This window comes from Legionella adelaidensis (assembly GCF_900637865.1).
Classification (GTDB): Bacteria; Pseudomonadota; Gammaproteobacteria; order Legionellales; family Legionellaceae; genus Legionella_A; species Legionella_A adelaidensis.
Genome location: NZ_LR134430.1, coordinates 1 through 15,226, shown reverse-complemented (window position 1 = coordinate 15,226; position 15,226 = coordinate 1). Strand labels below are relative to the sequence as shown.

Genomic DNA, 15,226 nt, shown 5'->3' with positions numbered 1-15,226 from the left:
ATGGGGGAGGTTTTTAATAGATTCGTGGTTATTGGTGGTGTTGGTAGCAATTATTCCGTCAAAGCGATACGTTAAAATACTTTCCGCTATTCTCTTTAGATCTTCTTCAGTTTCATCAGGCGATAATTTAACTAATAACGGTACGTATTTTTTATGTACTTCGGCTAATTCCAATTGTTGATTTTTTAGTTGTAACAATAGATCGTTTAAAAATTCTTCGGTTTGTAATTTCCGTAAGTCCGGGGTATTGGGCGAGGAGATATTTACGGTGATGTAAGACGCATAGGGGTAAACTTTTTGTAAGCAATGGGAGTAATCATTAATGGCGTGGTTAAGCGGTGTGTCTTTATTTTTTCCTATGTTAACTCCTAATATACCCTGGTAATTTGCTTTTTTTACGTTCTCAACTAATACATCAACTCCTTTATTATTAAACCCCATGCGATTAATTAAAGCGCATGCTTCGGGTATGCGAAACAGCCGCGGTTTTGGGTTACCTGGTTGTGGTTTTGGGGTTACTGTTCCTACTTCTATAAATGAAAATCCTAATTTGGCTAGCGCGTTGAGATGTTCGGCATTTTTATCGAGGCCGGCGGCAAGGCCTAGGGGGTGATCGAAAGTTAAGCCTAAGGTTTTTACTGGGCTCAATTGCGGTTTGGGAAAGAGAAAGGATGGGAGAAAGTGAAGCATATTCAAGGTGAAGGCGTGCGCAGTTTCTGGGGGGAGGGTAAAGAGGAGTGGTCGGATAATTTTTTTATACATTTTAGATTCTATGTAGGTTGGTGCCAACGGCCCAACATGCAATGTTGATTGAACTTGATTTGTTGGGACCAACCTACATGACTGCACATTGCTACGTTACCGCACATTGTTGTGCGCATACTCTTAGCATGGCATTTCCCTTTGGTTGCAAGCGGTAAGCCACTTCTCTTATCTCAACCCCATAATTTTCCTGCTGTAATCCTAATAATACCGGACCTACAAAAGGGGAAAGCTGGCCAAAGCGGTCTACTAAAGGGAAAATTCTTACTTCTTTTGCCACTCTTGCTAATTCTCTAATAGCTTGCAGATAGTAATCTACATCTTTATTGTCCAGTGCCGCAAATAAATAATGGGAACTTAAGGCAAAATCAAATGTAAAATCGGGGAAAGGTAATTCCAGACCGCTTTCTGAGCGATAGCGTTTCTCTTCTTTCCCTTGATTGTAATCTTCAAAACACTCTTTCATTCCTTGCTTTCTTTTTTCAATTAAACCGGAAAGTCCACCATAGCTACTAAAATCAAATTTTTCTTCGTCTTGTTCTACTCTTTTAACCATCTTTTGAAAAATCTGTTCAACCTCATTAATTAACTTATTTTTATCTAAATTAAATAAGGGATCACAGCTAACAATATGGGAGTTACTCTTATGCAGTTCACTATTTATTGCACTAGGTCCGCAACCATATTCTAAAATGCTGGAATTAAAATCAGCCCTGGTCATGTCAAACATTTCTTGGTATTCATCAACATGATGCCCCCAGAGAACTAATTTACGCATTCTAAACTCCTTAGCTAATTTGCTTGAAGAACGGCAGTTATGAGAGTTATAGTTTAGCGTACTTGCTTAAGCAACAGGAAGTGTCCTATGTATACTGGTTTACAACATGATTTAGGCGAAACGTATGATTTATTGCGTGAAAGCGTTTATCAGTTTGCCACTCACGAAATTTTACCCCTGGCCGCTAAAATTGATGAAGATAATGCTTTTCCCAATCCTTTATGGCGAAAATTAGGTGATTTGGGAGTACTTGGTATTACCGTAAGCGAAGAATATGGTGGTGCCAATATGGGTTATTTGGCCCATGCTATTGCCATGGAAGAAATTTCCCGGGCTTCTGCTTCCATTGGTTTAAGTTACGGCGCCCATTCCAATTTATGTGTCAATCAAATTTATTTAAATGGCAACAACGAGCAAAAAAAGCGCTATTTGCCTAAGCTTATTAAAGGGGAATACATTGGCGCCTTGGCTATGAGTGAAGCCAATTCGGGATCTGATGTAGTTAGTATGCAACTACAAGCTACCCGCTCTGGCGACAAATTTATTCTCAATGGCACTAAAATGTGGATCACCAATGGTCCTGATGCAGATGTACTTGTTGTTTACGCTAAAACAGACAAACAAGCGGGTAGTAAAGGTATTAGTGCTTTTATTATTGAGAAAGGATTTAAAGGTTTTTTCACGGCCCAAAAGTTAGATAAATTGGGCATGCGTGGCTCCAATACCTGCGAACTGGTATTTGATAACTGTGAGGTTCCTGCTGAAAACTTACTCGGTGAGCTAAACCGTGGTGCAAAAGTTTTAATGAGTGGCTTAGATTATGAACGTACTATTTTAGCAGCAGGTCCCGTTGGAATTATGCAAGCTTGTCTTGATACGGTAGTTCCTTATGTACACGAGCGCAAGCAATTTAATCAAGCGATTGGGGAGTTTCAATTTATTCAAGGTAAAATCGCCGACATGTATACTGAGCTTAATGCTTCCCGATCTTATTTATATGCCGTGGCTAAAGCGTGTGACCGGGGACAAGCTGATCGTAAAGATTCAGCGAGCGTTATTTTGTATACCGCCGAAAAAGCTACCCAAATGGCATTGCAAGCCATTCAAATTTTAGGAGGGAACGGGTATATCAATGAATACCCTACTGGACGATTACTTCGTGATGCGAAATTATATGAAATCGGAGCAGGTACTTCAGAAATTCGCCGCATGCTTATTGGTCGTGAATTGTTTAATGAAACCGTTTAATAAGGAATGGTATGAATAATGATGATGTGGTGATTGTTGCGGCTAAACGCACGCCAGCAGGCGCCATGTTAGGTAATCTTTCTAGCTTAACGGCTCCCGAATTGGGTGCTTATGCACATAAAGCTGTTTTTGCCCAAGCAGGGATTAGTCCTGAAGATATCGATGAGGTAATTAGCGGCTGTGTTTTGCAAGCAGGGATTGGCCAGGCACCTGCTCGCCAGGCAGCTATTGCTGCCGGGGTGCCTTTTTCTAAAGGAGCCATGACCATTAATAAAATGTGTGGCTCGGGCATGAAGGCAGTAATGCTTGCCCATGATTTGATCAAAGCCAACTCGGCGAATGTGGTATTGGCGGGTGGTATGGAAAGCATGAGTAATGCTCCTTATTTACTACAAAAAGCCCGCTCTGGTTATCGTTTAGGACATGGCGAAATCAAAGATCATATGTTTCTTGATGGTTTAGAAGACGCGTATGATAAAGGTAAGTTAATGGGGTATTTTGCAGAGCAAACTGCGAAAAAATTTAATTTTACCCGCGAAGCGCAAGATGAGCTCGCTTATAACTCTATGAGCCGGGCCCTAAAAGCGCAAGAAAATAATCTGTTTGCTGAGGAAATTACACCTGTAAAGGTTGTTTCGCGCAAAAATGAGATCGTCATTGATAAAGATGAAGGACCTGATTATGCAAAGCTTGAGAAAATTGCACAATTGAAACCTGCATTCTTAACTGATGGAACTGTCACTGCGGGCAATTCCAGCTCAATTTCTGACGGTGCTGCGAGCTTATTAATCATGTCTGCTGCGGAGGCACAAAAAAGAGGGTTAACCCCTTTGGCTCGGATTGTAGGTCATGCGAGTTTTGCCCAAGAACCCCAATGGTTTACTACAGCCCCTGCAGGAGCCATTCGCAAACTTATGCAAAAAATTAACTGGTTACCCGAAGATGTTGATCTCTATGAAATTAATGAAGCATTTGCTGTAGTCGCTTTGGCGGCTATTCATGATTTAGAGCTTGATGTAAGCAAAGTAAACATCCATGGAGGGGCTTGTGCTTTAGGTCATCCAATAGGCGCATCAGGCGCGCGCTTATTGGTTACTTTAATTTATGCATTAAAGCAACAAAAAATGAAACGGGGGATCGCCTCTTTGTGTATAGGCGGTGGGGAAGCAACGGCAATGGCCATTGAGATAATGTAATGAAAGACATCACAAGACAAAGTTTATTATATTTATTCTTAAGTATCCTAGTAGTTATCTTTGCTGAATACGCGCAACTATTGATTGTATACATTGATATGGTTTATACCTGGACGAATGTGGAATTAGCACCCGTCTTTAGTAGCGTTGGCCTGGGTAATATTGTTCGTCAAGTATTTACTTTAGTAATTATTCCGGTGGGCATTGCCGCTATACCGGCTTTAATTTATCGTTTGATAAAAGGCGAAAATATGCCTTATTTAATTCCTCTCAGTTGGCTGTTGTGGTTAATTTTGGTGTTAAGTAAGGTACTTATTCGTTAGGAAAGAAGTACGTAGTCTTGCACCTTGGCTACGTTACTATGTTAAAAAATATGGCGCTCCCTCAAGCCGCAAGGCCCAATATTCAATACAAAGGTTTGGATTTGAATGACAAAAATCATTAGCCAATTAAATACGGCTGGCTCGGAATTTAAAAATAACCAAGCAGCTATGGACAGCTTAATTGCTCATTTACAAAAAATAGTTACAGAAGTGGCACAAGGCGGTGGAGAGTCAGCACGGGAGCGCCATCGTAAACATGGAAAATTACTTCCTCGGGAGCGATTACAGCATTTATTAGATCCCGGCAGCCCATTTTTAGAACTTTCTCAATTAGCGGCATATAAAGTATATGAAGATGAGGTTCCTGCTGCGGGATTAATTACGGGAATTGGCCGGGTCGCTAATCAGGAATGCATGATTATAATCAATGACGCTACGGTAAAAGGTGGTACCTATTATCCTCTTACTGTAAAAAAACATTTGCGCGCCCAGGAAATTGCTGAAACCAATCATTTGCCTTGTATTTATTTAGTTGATTCGGGAGGGGCATTTTTACCAAGACAAGACGAAGTATTTCCCGATCGGGATCATTTTGGCCGTATTTTTTTTAACCAAGCCAATATGTCTGCTAAAAATATTCCTCAAATTGCTGTAGTCATGGGGTCTTGTACCGCTGGTGGGGCTTATGTTCCAGCTATGGCCGATGAGTCAATTATGGTTCGTAATCAGGCCACCATATTTTTAGGTGGGCCCCCTTTAGTTAAAGCCGCAACAGGTGAGGTAATTAGCGCAGAAGAATTGGGTGGAGCAGATGTGCACTGTAAACAGTCGGGGGTGGCTGATTACTATGCAGAAAATGATGAACATGCCCTCTTTTTAGCGCGTGAATGTGTTAGCAATTTAAATCGTTCAAAACTATACCCCTTACAGCGTCGTGAAAGTATGGAACCTGCATACAATCCGTTAGAGTTGAATGGGATTATACCAACTGATAGTCGCAAGCCCTTTGATATTCGCGAAGTAATTGCCCGCATTGTAGACGGCTCTCAATTTGATGAATTTAAAGCTTTATATGGAAATACTTTGGTATGCGGATTTGCACACCTTTTTGGTTACCCCATTGGGGTGATCGCCAATAATGGGATCTTATTTAGTGAAAGTGCACAAAAAGGGGCACATTTTATCGAGCTTTGTACTTTAAGAAAAATTCCTTTGCTCTTTTTGCAAAATATAACCGGATTTATGGTTGGGAGTAAGTATGAAGCCAGTGGAATTGCTAAACATGGGGCAAAAATGGTGACTGCTGTGGCATGTGCAAATGTACCAAAATTCACCGTGATAGTGGGCGGAAGTTTTGGCGCGGGTAATTATGCTATGTGCGGCCGGGCTTTTGCCCCTCGTTTTTTATGGTCTTGGCCTAATGCCCGTATTTCGGTTATGGGTGGCGAGCAAGCGGCTAATGTATTGGCGCAAATTAATCAGGATAAGTATAAAAAACAAGGAAAGGAATGGCCTGTTGAAGAAATGGAAAAATTTAAAATCGGTATGCGCGAGCAATATGAGGTGCAAGGCAATCCCTATTATGCGAGCGCAAGGTTATGGGATGATGGCGTAATCGCACCGGCAGATACGCGCAAAGTATTAGGGTTAGGATTGAGTGCGGCTTTGAATGCGCCTATTAGTGATACCCATTTTGGTGTTTTTAGGATGTAAATTCGATTTTTGGCTAGTTCCGGGGAAATAATAATAAAATGTAGGTTGGCGCCGCCAGGCCCAACAAACAATCTCGCTAATGAATGTTGGGCCTGGCGGCGCCAACCTACATTTAGAGAAGATTGATCACTTGATGGCTTGTTTTCAATTAGAATATATTGAAAAATTCCTTTTTACCCTGTTTGTAAAGGGGATTTAAAAAAATGAGCGGCTCCCTCAGGCCGAAGGCCCAACAAACCCAAGATCAAAAGGATCTTATGTCTGACATTTTACAAGAAACACAGGAAAAAGTTTTACTGGTTACGTTTAATCGCATTGAAAAACATAATGCATTTGATGACGTCTTTCTTGCAGAATTACAAAATATTTTAGATGCTGCAGAAAAAAATTCTGGCGTGCGCGTTATTGTGTTAAAAGCAAATGGTAAGCATTTTTCTGCAGGCGCCGACCTGCAATGGATGCAACGTATGGCCTCTTTTACGGAAGAGGAAAATATTGCGGATGCTATGGTTCTTGCTAAATTAATGTATACCCTCCACAAATGTAGCAAACCCACTATTGCGATGGCGCAAGGTTCTGCTTTTGGCGGAGGTGCAGGTTTGGTGGCTGCTTGCGATATAGGGATTGCCGCTGACTCTGCCAAATTTTGTTTTTCTGAAGTAAAGTTAGGTCTTATTCCAGCTGTGATTAGTCCTTATGTAATTCGAGCCATAGGCCCTCGCGCGGCGAATGCTTTATTTATGAGTGCGGAAGTATTTGATGCGAAAAAAGCATTGGCGTTGGGGTTGGTGCAGCATTGTGTTACTGGCAATGAGCTGGTTTCATTTACTTTAGACTACGCACAACGTATTGCCAGTTTGGCTCCACAAGCAGTAAGTGAGGTAAAAACCTTGGTTACCGAGGTGAGTGGGTATCCAATTGATTTAGAATTGCAACATAAAACAGCAAGACTGATTGCGAAAAAACGGGTTTCTGCCGAAGGACAAAAGGGATTGCAGGCTTTTTTGCGTAAGGAAAGTGTCGTTTGGGATTAGCAAATGAATGTTAGCTCTCTCGGGCCTTGTCGCCCATCAATCCCACCGATAAATGGTATATGAAAATATTCATGGAGTAATATGTTTACAAAAATACTCATAGCTAATCGTGGAGAAATTGCCTGTCGCATTATACGCACGGCTCGCCGTATGGGTATTGCCACTGTGGCTGTATACTCCAGTGCCGATAAAGACAGCCTCCATGTCCGCGAGGCGGATGAAGCTTTTTATATTGGCGAGGCCCCTGCTTCAGTAAGCTATTTGAATATTGATTCTATTATTGCCGTTGCCAAACAGAGTGGCGCACAAGCAATACATCCGGGTTATGGGTTTCTTTCGGAAAACCCTCGATTTGCTATTGCTTGTGAACAAGAAGGAATAATTTTTATTGGTCCTAGCGTATCAGCAATGGAGGCGATGGCTTCCAAGCAATATGCAAAACAAATTTTGGAGGGAAGTGACGTACCTCTAACACCCGGCTATCATGGACAAGACCAGAGAGAAAAGACACTTTTACAAGAAGCAAAAAAAATTGGCTTTCCTGTACTTCTAAAAGCCGCGGCGGGAGGCGGCGGCAAAGGAATGCGTTCAGTATATGAAGAAAACGATTTTGCCATGGCATTAGCAAGCGCCAAACGCGAAGCAAAATCGAGTTTTACAGATGACACCATTATTATTGAGAAACTGCTTTTGCGTCCGCGCCATGTAGAAATGCAAATAATGGCAGATAACCATGGCAATGTTGTCCATTTATTTGAGCGTGATTGCTCTATTCAGCGCAGGCACCAAAAAATTATTGAAGAAGCCCCTGCCCCCAACTTAAGTAAGAAATTACGCGATGGGCTCGCTGCAGCTGCTATTGCCGTGGCTAAAAAAATTGATTATCGAGGTGCCGGCACCATTGAATTTTTAGTAGCAGAAGAACATTTTTATTTTATGGAGATGAATACTCGCCTCCAAGTAGAACACCCCGTTACCGAGATGATTACGGGTTTAGATTTGGTGGAATGGCAAATTCGAATTGCCGCCAATGAGCCGCTCCCCTTGCAACAACATGAAATAGTAGCAAACGGCCATGCGATAGAATGCCGAGTATATGCCGAAGACCCTGGTAATGATTTTTTACCCTCTATAGGTACCATTCATTTTTTAAAAGAACCAAAAGGCGAAAGTATTCGTATTGATACAGGGGTTATTGAGGGTTCAGCTATCAGTCGTTTTTATGATCCGATGATAGCTAAACTTATTGTCTCGGGTAAGACAAGGCAAGAAGCTGCCCAAAAGTTACTGCAGGCTTTAAAGCAATACTATATTGGAGGCGTAAAAACCAATCTTTCATTTTTACAAGCGATTCTTCGTCACCCCGCTTTTATAGAAGGAAATTTAAGCACAGATTTTTTAAATAAAGAAAAACTTTCTTTCACTCCTATTGCTACAAAAAAAGCATTATTTTGGGCAGCCTGTGTAGAGTACTTTTCTTTACTGCAAGAAAATCAAGACCCGCTGTGGGCTAACACCTTTGCCTGGCAAATGCACCTTTCCAGTTCCTGGTTTTATAGTTATCGCATTGATGAAGAAATTTTTCACATGGAGGTGCATCCTCTTGCTAACAATGAAGTAGTATTAAAACTCCATGAAGAAACACAACAATATTCTATCAGCAAAAAAGGAGAGGTTTTTTATTTATATTCCCAACAAGAAAGCCTCCACTTATATGCAGACAGAACTTCATCCCACATTCATATTTATAGTGAGCAAGGTTCTTTCACCGTTGAACGTTTTACTTGGGAAAAAATATCTGAATCATCGGGAGCTGGCCAATTAACCGCCCCTATGCCGTCCACTATTGTAGCTATATTAAAAAATAAGGGAGATAAAATTAAAGCGGGCGAAAGTTTAGTGGTATTAGAAGCGATGAAAATGGAACATACTATCCATGCGCCGCAAGATGGATTGTTGATAGATATATTTTATGATGTAGGCGCTCAAGTGAATGAAGGTGCTGAATTGGTTGCTATGGAGTTTGAACAATAGCAGAAATCTCTAAAGGACTACCGATGAATTATCCGCAACAAGTAACAATTATAGAAGTAGGTCCCAGGGATGGTTTGCAAAATGAATCCGTATTCGTACCTACCGAGAAGAAGGTAGAATTTATTAATTTATTGAGTTGCACCGGTTTAAAAAATATTGAAGTAACCAGTTTTGTTTCTCCTAAAGCAATCCCTCAATTAGCCGATGGTGTTGAGGTTTATCAAAAGATTAAAAAAGAGGACGCTATCCACTACTCCGCTTTAGTTCCCAATGAACAAGGTATGCAAAGAGCCCTGGAAGCCCAAGTTAAACACATAGCTGTATTTACCGCAGCAAGTAATACTTTTAACCAGCGCAATATCAATTGTACTATTGCCGAGAGTTTAGAAAGAATCGCCCCCATTGTGGTTAAAGCAAAAGAAAAGAATATATACGTTCGTGCTTATATTTCGTGTGTTTTAGGATGCCCTTATGAGGGAACAATTACTCCTAAGCAAGTCATTGAAGTCACCAAACAACTTTTGCGCATGAAAGTAGATGAAATAAGCTTCGGGGACACCATCGGCGTGGGGACACCAAAGCAAACATTTGAACTGATTAAAGCTTTGGATAACTGTCTTCCTTTTTCACAAGTAGCCATGCATTTTCATGATACGTACGGCCAAGCACTCGCTAATATTTATACTTCCCTGCAATGCGGTATTGCGCGTTTTGACAGCTCGGTTGCAGGGTTAGGCGGATGTCCTTACGCACAAGGCGCGACAGGAAATGTAGCTACGGAAGACGTTTTGTACATGATGCATGGCTTGGGAATAGAGACCGGGGTTGATATTTATAAAGTTGTTGCAGCAGGGGAAAAAATTTGTACCCTCATTGGGAGAAAAAACCAATCAAAAGTAGCCAACGCGTTACTAGGAAATCCGTGTAGTTAGGAGTTAATATGGACAATGTTGTTGTATGGAAACCTCTACATCCTGAAAAAACCAATATGTGGGCGTTTATGCAATTTGTTAATGATCGCCACGGACAGCATTTTACTACCTACCCAGAGCTACATGCATGGTCAATTAATCACTGCGCGGTATTTTGGGAAACTTTGAGCCAGTTTTTTTCTATTCAGTTTGATACCGCACCAACTGAAATCTTAAATTCATATAAAGAAATGTTAGACGCACGTTGGTTTGCCGATGCAAAATTAAATTATGCAGAACAACTCTTACAGAAAAACGATGACTCTCTCGCCATTATCAGCGTAGATGAACAGAATAATCGTTACACACTCACTTATAAAGAATTGAAAGAAGCAGTCATGGCATGTGCCGAAGGACTGCGGCAAGCCGGGATAAAAGAAGGGGATCGCGTCGCTGCTATTCTGCCCAATGTAAGCTATACCGTCATAGCATTTTTAGCTACTGCTTCCATTGGCGCCATTTGGTCATCTTGTTCAACCGATTTTGGTTTAAATTCAGCCTTTGATAGATTAGGTCAAATAGAACCCAAGCTTTTGTTTATCAGTAATGGGCATCAATATAATGGCAAAATTTTTAATGATCTTGAAAAAGGGGAAGAAATAACGAAGCTCATGCCCACTGTAGAAAAAGTGGTAGTGTGTCCGGTTTTAAAAATTCAAGATGCTGAGACCCTTTTCCCAAAGGCAATTTTATGGGATGGATTTATAAAACCAGGTGCGCCAGAAAAATTTACTTCCTTACCATTCGCCCACCCTCTTTATATTCTTTTTTCCTCCGGCACCACTGGAAAACCGAAATGTATAATACATGGAGCCGGTGGCGTGCTTTTACAACATTTAAAAGAACTGGCGCTGCATTCTGATATAAGCGAGACAGATAACTTATTTTTTTATACCACCTGTGGGTGGATGATGTGGAACTGGATGGTTTCTGTTTTGGCTAGAGGGGCAACACTCACTTTATACGAAGGTTCTCCAACTTATCCTGATGCTTCGCAATTATTTAAGCTAATTGAAAAAGAAAAAGTCAGTGTCTTTGGTACGAGTGCTAAATTTATTTCCACCATAGAAAAAGCAGGTATTGCCCCAAAAGAGCAATTCTCACTCTCCCACTTGCGCTGTATATTGTCTACCGGCTCACCTTTGCTACCCAAAAACTATGATTTTGTTTATGAAAAAATAAAATCCGATGTGCAACTTTGTTCTATTTCGGGAGGGACAGATATTGTTTCTTGCTTTGCTTTAGGCAACCCTATTTTGCCTATTTATAGAGGTGAGCTTCAATGTTTTGGTTTAGGTATGGCTGTTGATGTTTTTGACGATCAAGGGCAATCCATTAAAGGAGCCCGAGGCGAGTTAGTTTGCACCAAACCCTTCCCTACTATGCCTATTGGTTTTTGGAACGACCCTGATAAAAAATTATTTACGCATGCTTATTTTGAGCGTTTTCCTACTATATGGGCGCATGGCGATTTCGCTGAAATTACCCCTCATAACGGTTTAATTATTTATGGCAGATCGGATGCGGTATTAAATCCAGGTGGTGTGCGCATTGGGACGGCTGAAATTTATCGTCAAGTGGAAAAAATTGCGGAAGTTTTAGATAGTGTTGTAATTGGGCAAGATTGGGAAGATGATGTGCGGGTAATTTTATTTGTTAAATTACGCGAAAAATTAATATTAGATGAACCTTTGAAAAAGAAAATTATTCAAACTATTCGCGATAATGCTTCCCCCAGGCACGTTCCTGCAAAAATTATTCAAGTAGGCGACATTCCGCGTACCATTAATGGAAAAGTAGTTGAACTGGCAGTAAGGGAAGTAGTTCATGGACGGGCTGTAAATAATTTACGTTCCTTGGCGAATCCAGAAGCTTTAGAATTTTTTAAAAATAGAGATGAGTTAAAGGTTTTATAATGCTTAGGGTATTTTATTTTTTGGTATTTATATTGGGGATACTCATGTCTGAATGTATATATGCTGTACCATCGACTATTACTTTAATTGCAGATCCTAAAGTTCTTGGAATTCCTATTCGTGAGAACAATGAATGTTTTGTTAACTTAACCGAGCAAGCAGAGATTTTAATTGGCCCCTCCCCAGAAATTCCGAATAATACAAATTATACCTATCTGCGCAAAACAGTTTATGAAAAGCTAAAGCAGGCAAGTAATTTATTGCCGCAAGGCATGCATTTTTGTCTTTACGAAGGCTATCGTAGTCTAGAGCTGCAAAAAATGCTTTTTGATACGCAATACAAAAATACTAAAGCTAGACACCCCGACTGGTCCTTAGACCAAATTTTTGAAGAAACTACAAAACTGGTCTCGCCGGTGATTAATCAAGATGGCTCAAAGAATGTCCCACCGCATTCTACAGGAGCGGCCATTGACGTTTATTTAGTTAATGATAAGGGGGAAGCTTACGATATGGGAATTCACCCAAAAGATTGGATGAAAGACAAAGACGGCGAGCTCTCCTTAACCGGCTCTAGCGCCATTTCTGAAACAGCCAGGAAAAATCGCCAACTCATGATCAAGGCATTAACCGAAGCAGGCTTCACTAACTATCCTACTGAGTATTGGCATTGGTCTTATGGGGACCGCTATTGGGCTTTTAGTAATAATAAACCCTTTGCGATTTATGGAAGTATTCAAGCAGTAAAATGCGATTAAATCCTCTATTGTATATGCAATGTAGGTTGGCGCCGAAGGCCCAACACTCCTTTCAAGATCCCCTAGTTGGGCCTTTGGCGCCAACCTACATCAACTAATGTAGAACCGTAGCCCGATTGCTTGCCAACCAGACTACATTTATTACATTACAGTACAATTTTTCCTTGCATTATCAAGTAACTCACCTACCCGCCGTAAACGTGATCTTGGCGCGGAAGAAAATACACTTAAGCCCGCATCGTGGATTTGTTGTTGTTCTATAGGTTGCTGCTCTCGTTTACCTTCTATTGGAGCTGCGGCAGCAGTTTCGGTGTTTGTGTCCTCACTAACAACCTGGGGCCTTGCTGGAATATCCAGTGATGCTTGAGTTAAAGCAGGTTGCAATGAAGTTCCAACATTAATTTCAACCGTATGACCTTTATTCACGATAATAGACGGTAGCGGTACGACTTGCCCAGGCTCTGCCCAAACAGTATGGGTGTTATTCTCACTCGTTTGTTGGATACAAACGCGTACGGTCAATAAATCCCTTGCCGCAGCCCAGGCTGCTAATTGATTATGATCGCTTAAAGCCCTTTGTAAGTCCGGGCTTTTATATAGAATAAATGCTGAGCCAAAGCGCTGAGTTAATTCTGTTAGCCTATCGGGTTGTGTTTCATAGCTGACAATAAAAAACTTATTTCTGGCTAACTGAGAAGGAGCAAATTCACCCAGAGTTTTATCTAAATAACTTAAATCTTGTGTAGGACGGGTATCACGGCCATCGGTAAACAATAAAACATTATTTTGTACTGGACTTTGCGATAATACCTTAAGCATTTTTTCCGCAGTTGCATACAGCGCTGTTTCCCCACTTGGAGTCAATTGGTCAATCGTTCGTTGGAATTTCTCATCCGTTGCCTTAAATATGCCAACTAAGCTTAATTGGGTATTAAAAACATGTATGTGTAATTCCGCGTTTTGGTGATAATTAAAAAGAACGTAAGCAAACCTCCTCACGCTATCTCTTAATTCATCTATTTTTCTATCATCTCTCATACTCCCAGAAAGGTCTAACACGAAATGATATACTGGCGGGGTTTGTTGCTGGGGAAGATAAACGAAAGGAGAAACCCGTACTTGGTCTGCATTTACTTCTTCCTGCACAAAATACACAGGGTTATTTTCTAACACCTTACCATTTAAAACCAAGGTCGGTTGCCCATTCATCCCCTTATCTAATTGAAAATAAGAGTCAGATTGGCTCTTTAGATACTCTTCTAAATTAAAGCGAAGCTGGGTGCCCGTTACGCGTTGCAAATTATGTCGTACGCTTGAAAATAAGCTAGCAATCTCCAGGGTTGGTAAATCACAACACAATTCAAAAGTTTCCGTATCCAGCCTGATATTATTGGCAAATATGTTAAACAACCCAAGACATGCTCTTAAATTTTCTGTTTGAGTAGTCGTCGAATTTTCTAAAGTACGCAGCATGAGCTCTACAGCATTAAGACTTTTCACTTCTTGAATTTTTAAAAGACTAGCTAAATCATGGACTATAGAACTGTGTGCAGTCTTCAATTGCATAGCAATAAAAGGTTCAGAATCGTTTAAATCTTCTATTTGGGTATCCAGTTTGCTTGCTTTTAATAAGGATAACAAACCCTGTTCACGTACTTTATGATTGGACAAGCTATTTTTAGGCATTATTGTTCCATAGTGTTTTTATTTTGGTGTAGAAATCTAACATGCGACTCTAGGGTAATCAATGAAGCATTTAATTTAATTTCGGGATATTTTAATATTCAGCGCTTACAATCATTTAGACCTTCGCGCAGCGCTACATATAAATTTACAGTGCTGTATTTTTACGTTAAAATGCCGATTCGCGCCGATTTGAACACTCAGCTTGCGGGCGCTTTTAAAAATACGGCTAAAGCGGGGTTTGCTTTCCTTCCCAGCTTTCCGCCAGCTTAAAATAACTGGTATCAAAATGATAGAACTTACCAATATAACAAAATCTTTTGGCAATCATATTGCTTTGAAAAATATTCATTTATTTATCCAGGAAGGTGAGATTTTTGGCGTCATTGGTAAGAGTGGCGCTGGAAAATCAACTTTGCTGCGGTGTGTTAATTTGCTTGAGCGGCCTGAAGAGGGTTCAGTTATTGTTGATCAAGTGGATTTGATGGAGTTATCGCCTAGGGAGTTAAGGGAAGCTCGTCATAAAATTGGAATGATTTTTCAACAATTCAATTTAATTAATTCTAAAAACGTTTATGACAACATTGCTTTGCCTATGCGGATTCAGGGAGTTAGTGAAGAAGACATCAAAATTAAGATTGATGAATTACTTGCCCTTGTCGAGTTAACCGATAAAGCACATGCCTATCCGGATCAATTAAGTGGTGGGCAGAAACAACGCGTTGCTATTGCCCGGGCGCTTACCTGCTCTCCTAAAATTTTATTATGCGATGAAGCAACATCTGCCCTGGACCCAGAGACTACGGATTC

General features: G+C 40.7%; 11 protein-coding genes and 2 pseudogenes. 10 read left to right on the top strand and 3 right to left on the bottom strand.

Annotated elements, in window-relative coordinates; all coding sequences use genetic code 11:
* Window positions 1-3 precede the first annotated feature (3 nt).
* Both pyrD and EL206_RS06910 read right to left on the bottom strand, forming a co-directional pair.
* Window positions 4-762, bottom strand: a pseudogene (pyrD, locus tag EL206_RS06915) (dihydroorotate dehydrogenase (quinone)); the annotation flags it as partial.
* Window positions 763-853: 91 nt separating this feature from the next.
* Window positions 854-1,540 carry a methyltransferase domain-containing protein gene (locus EL206_RS06910; RefSeq protein ID WP_058461330.1) on the bottom strand — a complete coding sequence of 229 codons (687 nt, stop codon included), beginning with the start codon at window positions 1,538-1,540 and terminating at the stop codon, window positions 854-856.
* A gap of 87 nt (window positions 1,541-1,627) precedes the next feature.
* Here EL206_RS06910 and EL206_RS06905 point away from each other — a divergent pair, with 87 nt between their 5' ends.
* The 9 genes from EL206_RS06905 to EL206_RS06865 all read left to right on the top strand — a co-directional run bounded on the left by EL206_RS06905 (window position 1,628) and on the right by EL206_RS06865 (window position 12,733).
* A complete protein-coding gene (locus EL206_RS06905) occupies window positions 1,628-2,788 on the top strand; it encodes an isovaleryl-CoA dehydrogenase (protein ID WP_058461329.1) in 1,161 nt (386 codons plus the stop codon).
* Window positions 2,789-2,799: 11 nt separating this feature from the next.
* Complete coding sequence (locus tag EL206_RS06900) at window positions 2,800-3,984, top strand: acetyl-CoA C-acyltransferase (RefSeq protein WP_058461328.1); 1,185 nt, start codon at window positions 2,800-2,802, stop codon at window positions 3,982-3,984.
* Complete coding sequence (locus EL206_RS06895) at window positions 3,984-4,307, top strand: hypothetical protein (RefSeq protein WP_324607123.1); 324 nt, start codon at window positions 3,984-3,986, stop codon at window positions 4,305-4,307. Before EL206_RS06900 ends, EL206_RS06895 begins: the two co-directional genes overlap by 1 nt.
* A gap of 105 nt (window positions 4,308-4,412) precedes the next feature.
* On the top strand, window positions 4,413-6,020 hold the full coding sequence (locus EL206_RS06890) for a carboxyl transferase domain-containing protein (protein ID WP_058461327.1): 1,608 nt from the start codon (window positions 4,413-4,415) through the stop codon (window positions 6,018-6,020).
* 257 nt (window positions 6,021-6,277) lie between these two features.
* Window positions 6,278-7,054, top strand: a complete 777-nt coding sequence (locus EL206_RS06885; protein ID WP_058462335.1) for an enoyl-CoA hydratase-related protein — start codon at window positions 6,278-6,280, stop codon at window positions 7,052-7,054.
* 81 nt (window positions 7,055-7,135) lie between these two features.
* On the top strand, window positions 7,136-9,088 hold the full coding sequence (locus EL206_RS06880) for an acetyl-CoA carboxylase biotin carboxylase subunit (protein WP_058461326.1): 1,953 nt from the start codon (window positions 7,136-7,138) through the stop codon (window positions 9,086-9,088).
* 23 nt (window positions 9,089-9,111) lie between these two features.
* Window positions 9,112-10,020, top strand: a complete 909-nt coding sequence (locus EL206_RS06875) for a hydroxymethylglutaryl-CoA lyase (RefSeq protein WP_058461325.1) — start codon at window positions 9,112-9,114, stop codon at window positions 10,018-10,020.
* An 8-nt stretch (window positions 10,021-10,028) separates the two neighbouring features.
* Window positions 10,029-11,975: an acetoacetate--CoA ligase gene (locus EL206_RS06870; protein WP_058461324.1), complete on the top strand. Its 1,947-nt coding sequence runs from the start codon at window positions 10,029-10,031 to the stop codon at window positions 11,973-11,975.
* Between the two features lie 44 nt (window positions 11,976-12,019).
* Window positions 12,020-12,733, top strand: a complete 714-nt coding sequence (locus tag EL206_RS06865; protein ID WP_058462334.1) for a M15 family metallopeptidase — start codon at window positions 12,020-12,022, stop codon at window positions 12,731-12,733.
* 141 nt (window positions 12,734-12,874) lie between these two features.
* Here the strand turns inward: EL206_RS06865 and EL206_RS06860 are convergent, their stop codons facing one another.
* A complete protein-coding gene (locus tag EL206_RS06860; protein ID WP_058461323.1) occupies window positions 12,875-14,419 on the bottom strand; it encodes a vWA domain-containing protein in 1,545 nt (514 codons plus the stop codon).
* 286 nt (window positions 14,420-14,705) lie between these two features.
* Between EL206_RS06860 and EL206_RS06855 the strand changes: the two are divergent.
* Window positions 14,706-15,224, top strand: a pseudogene (locus tag EL206_RS06855) (methionine ABC transporter ATP-binding protein); the annotation flags it as partial.
* Window positions 15,225-15,226 lie beyond the last annotated feature (2 nt).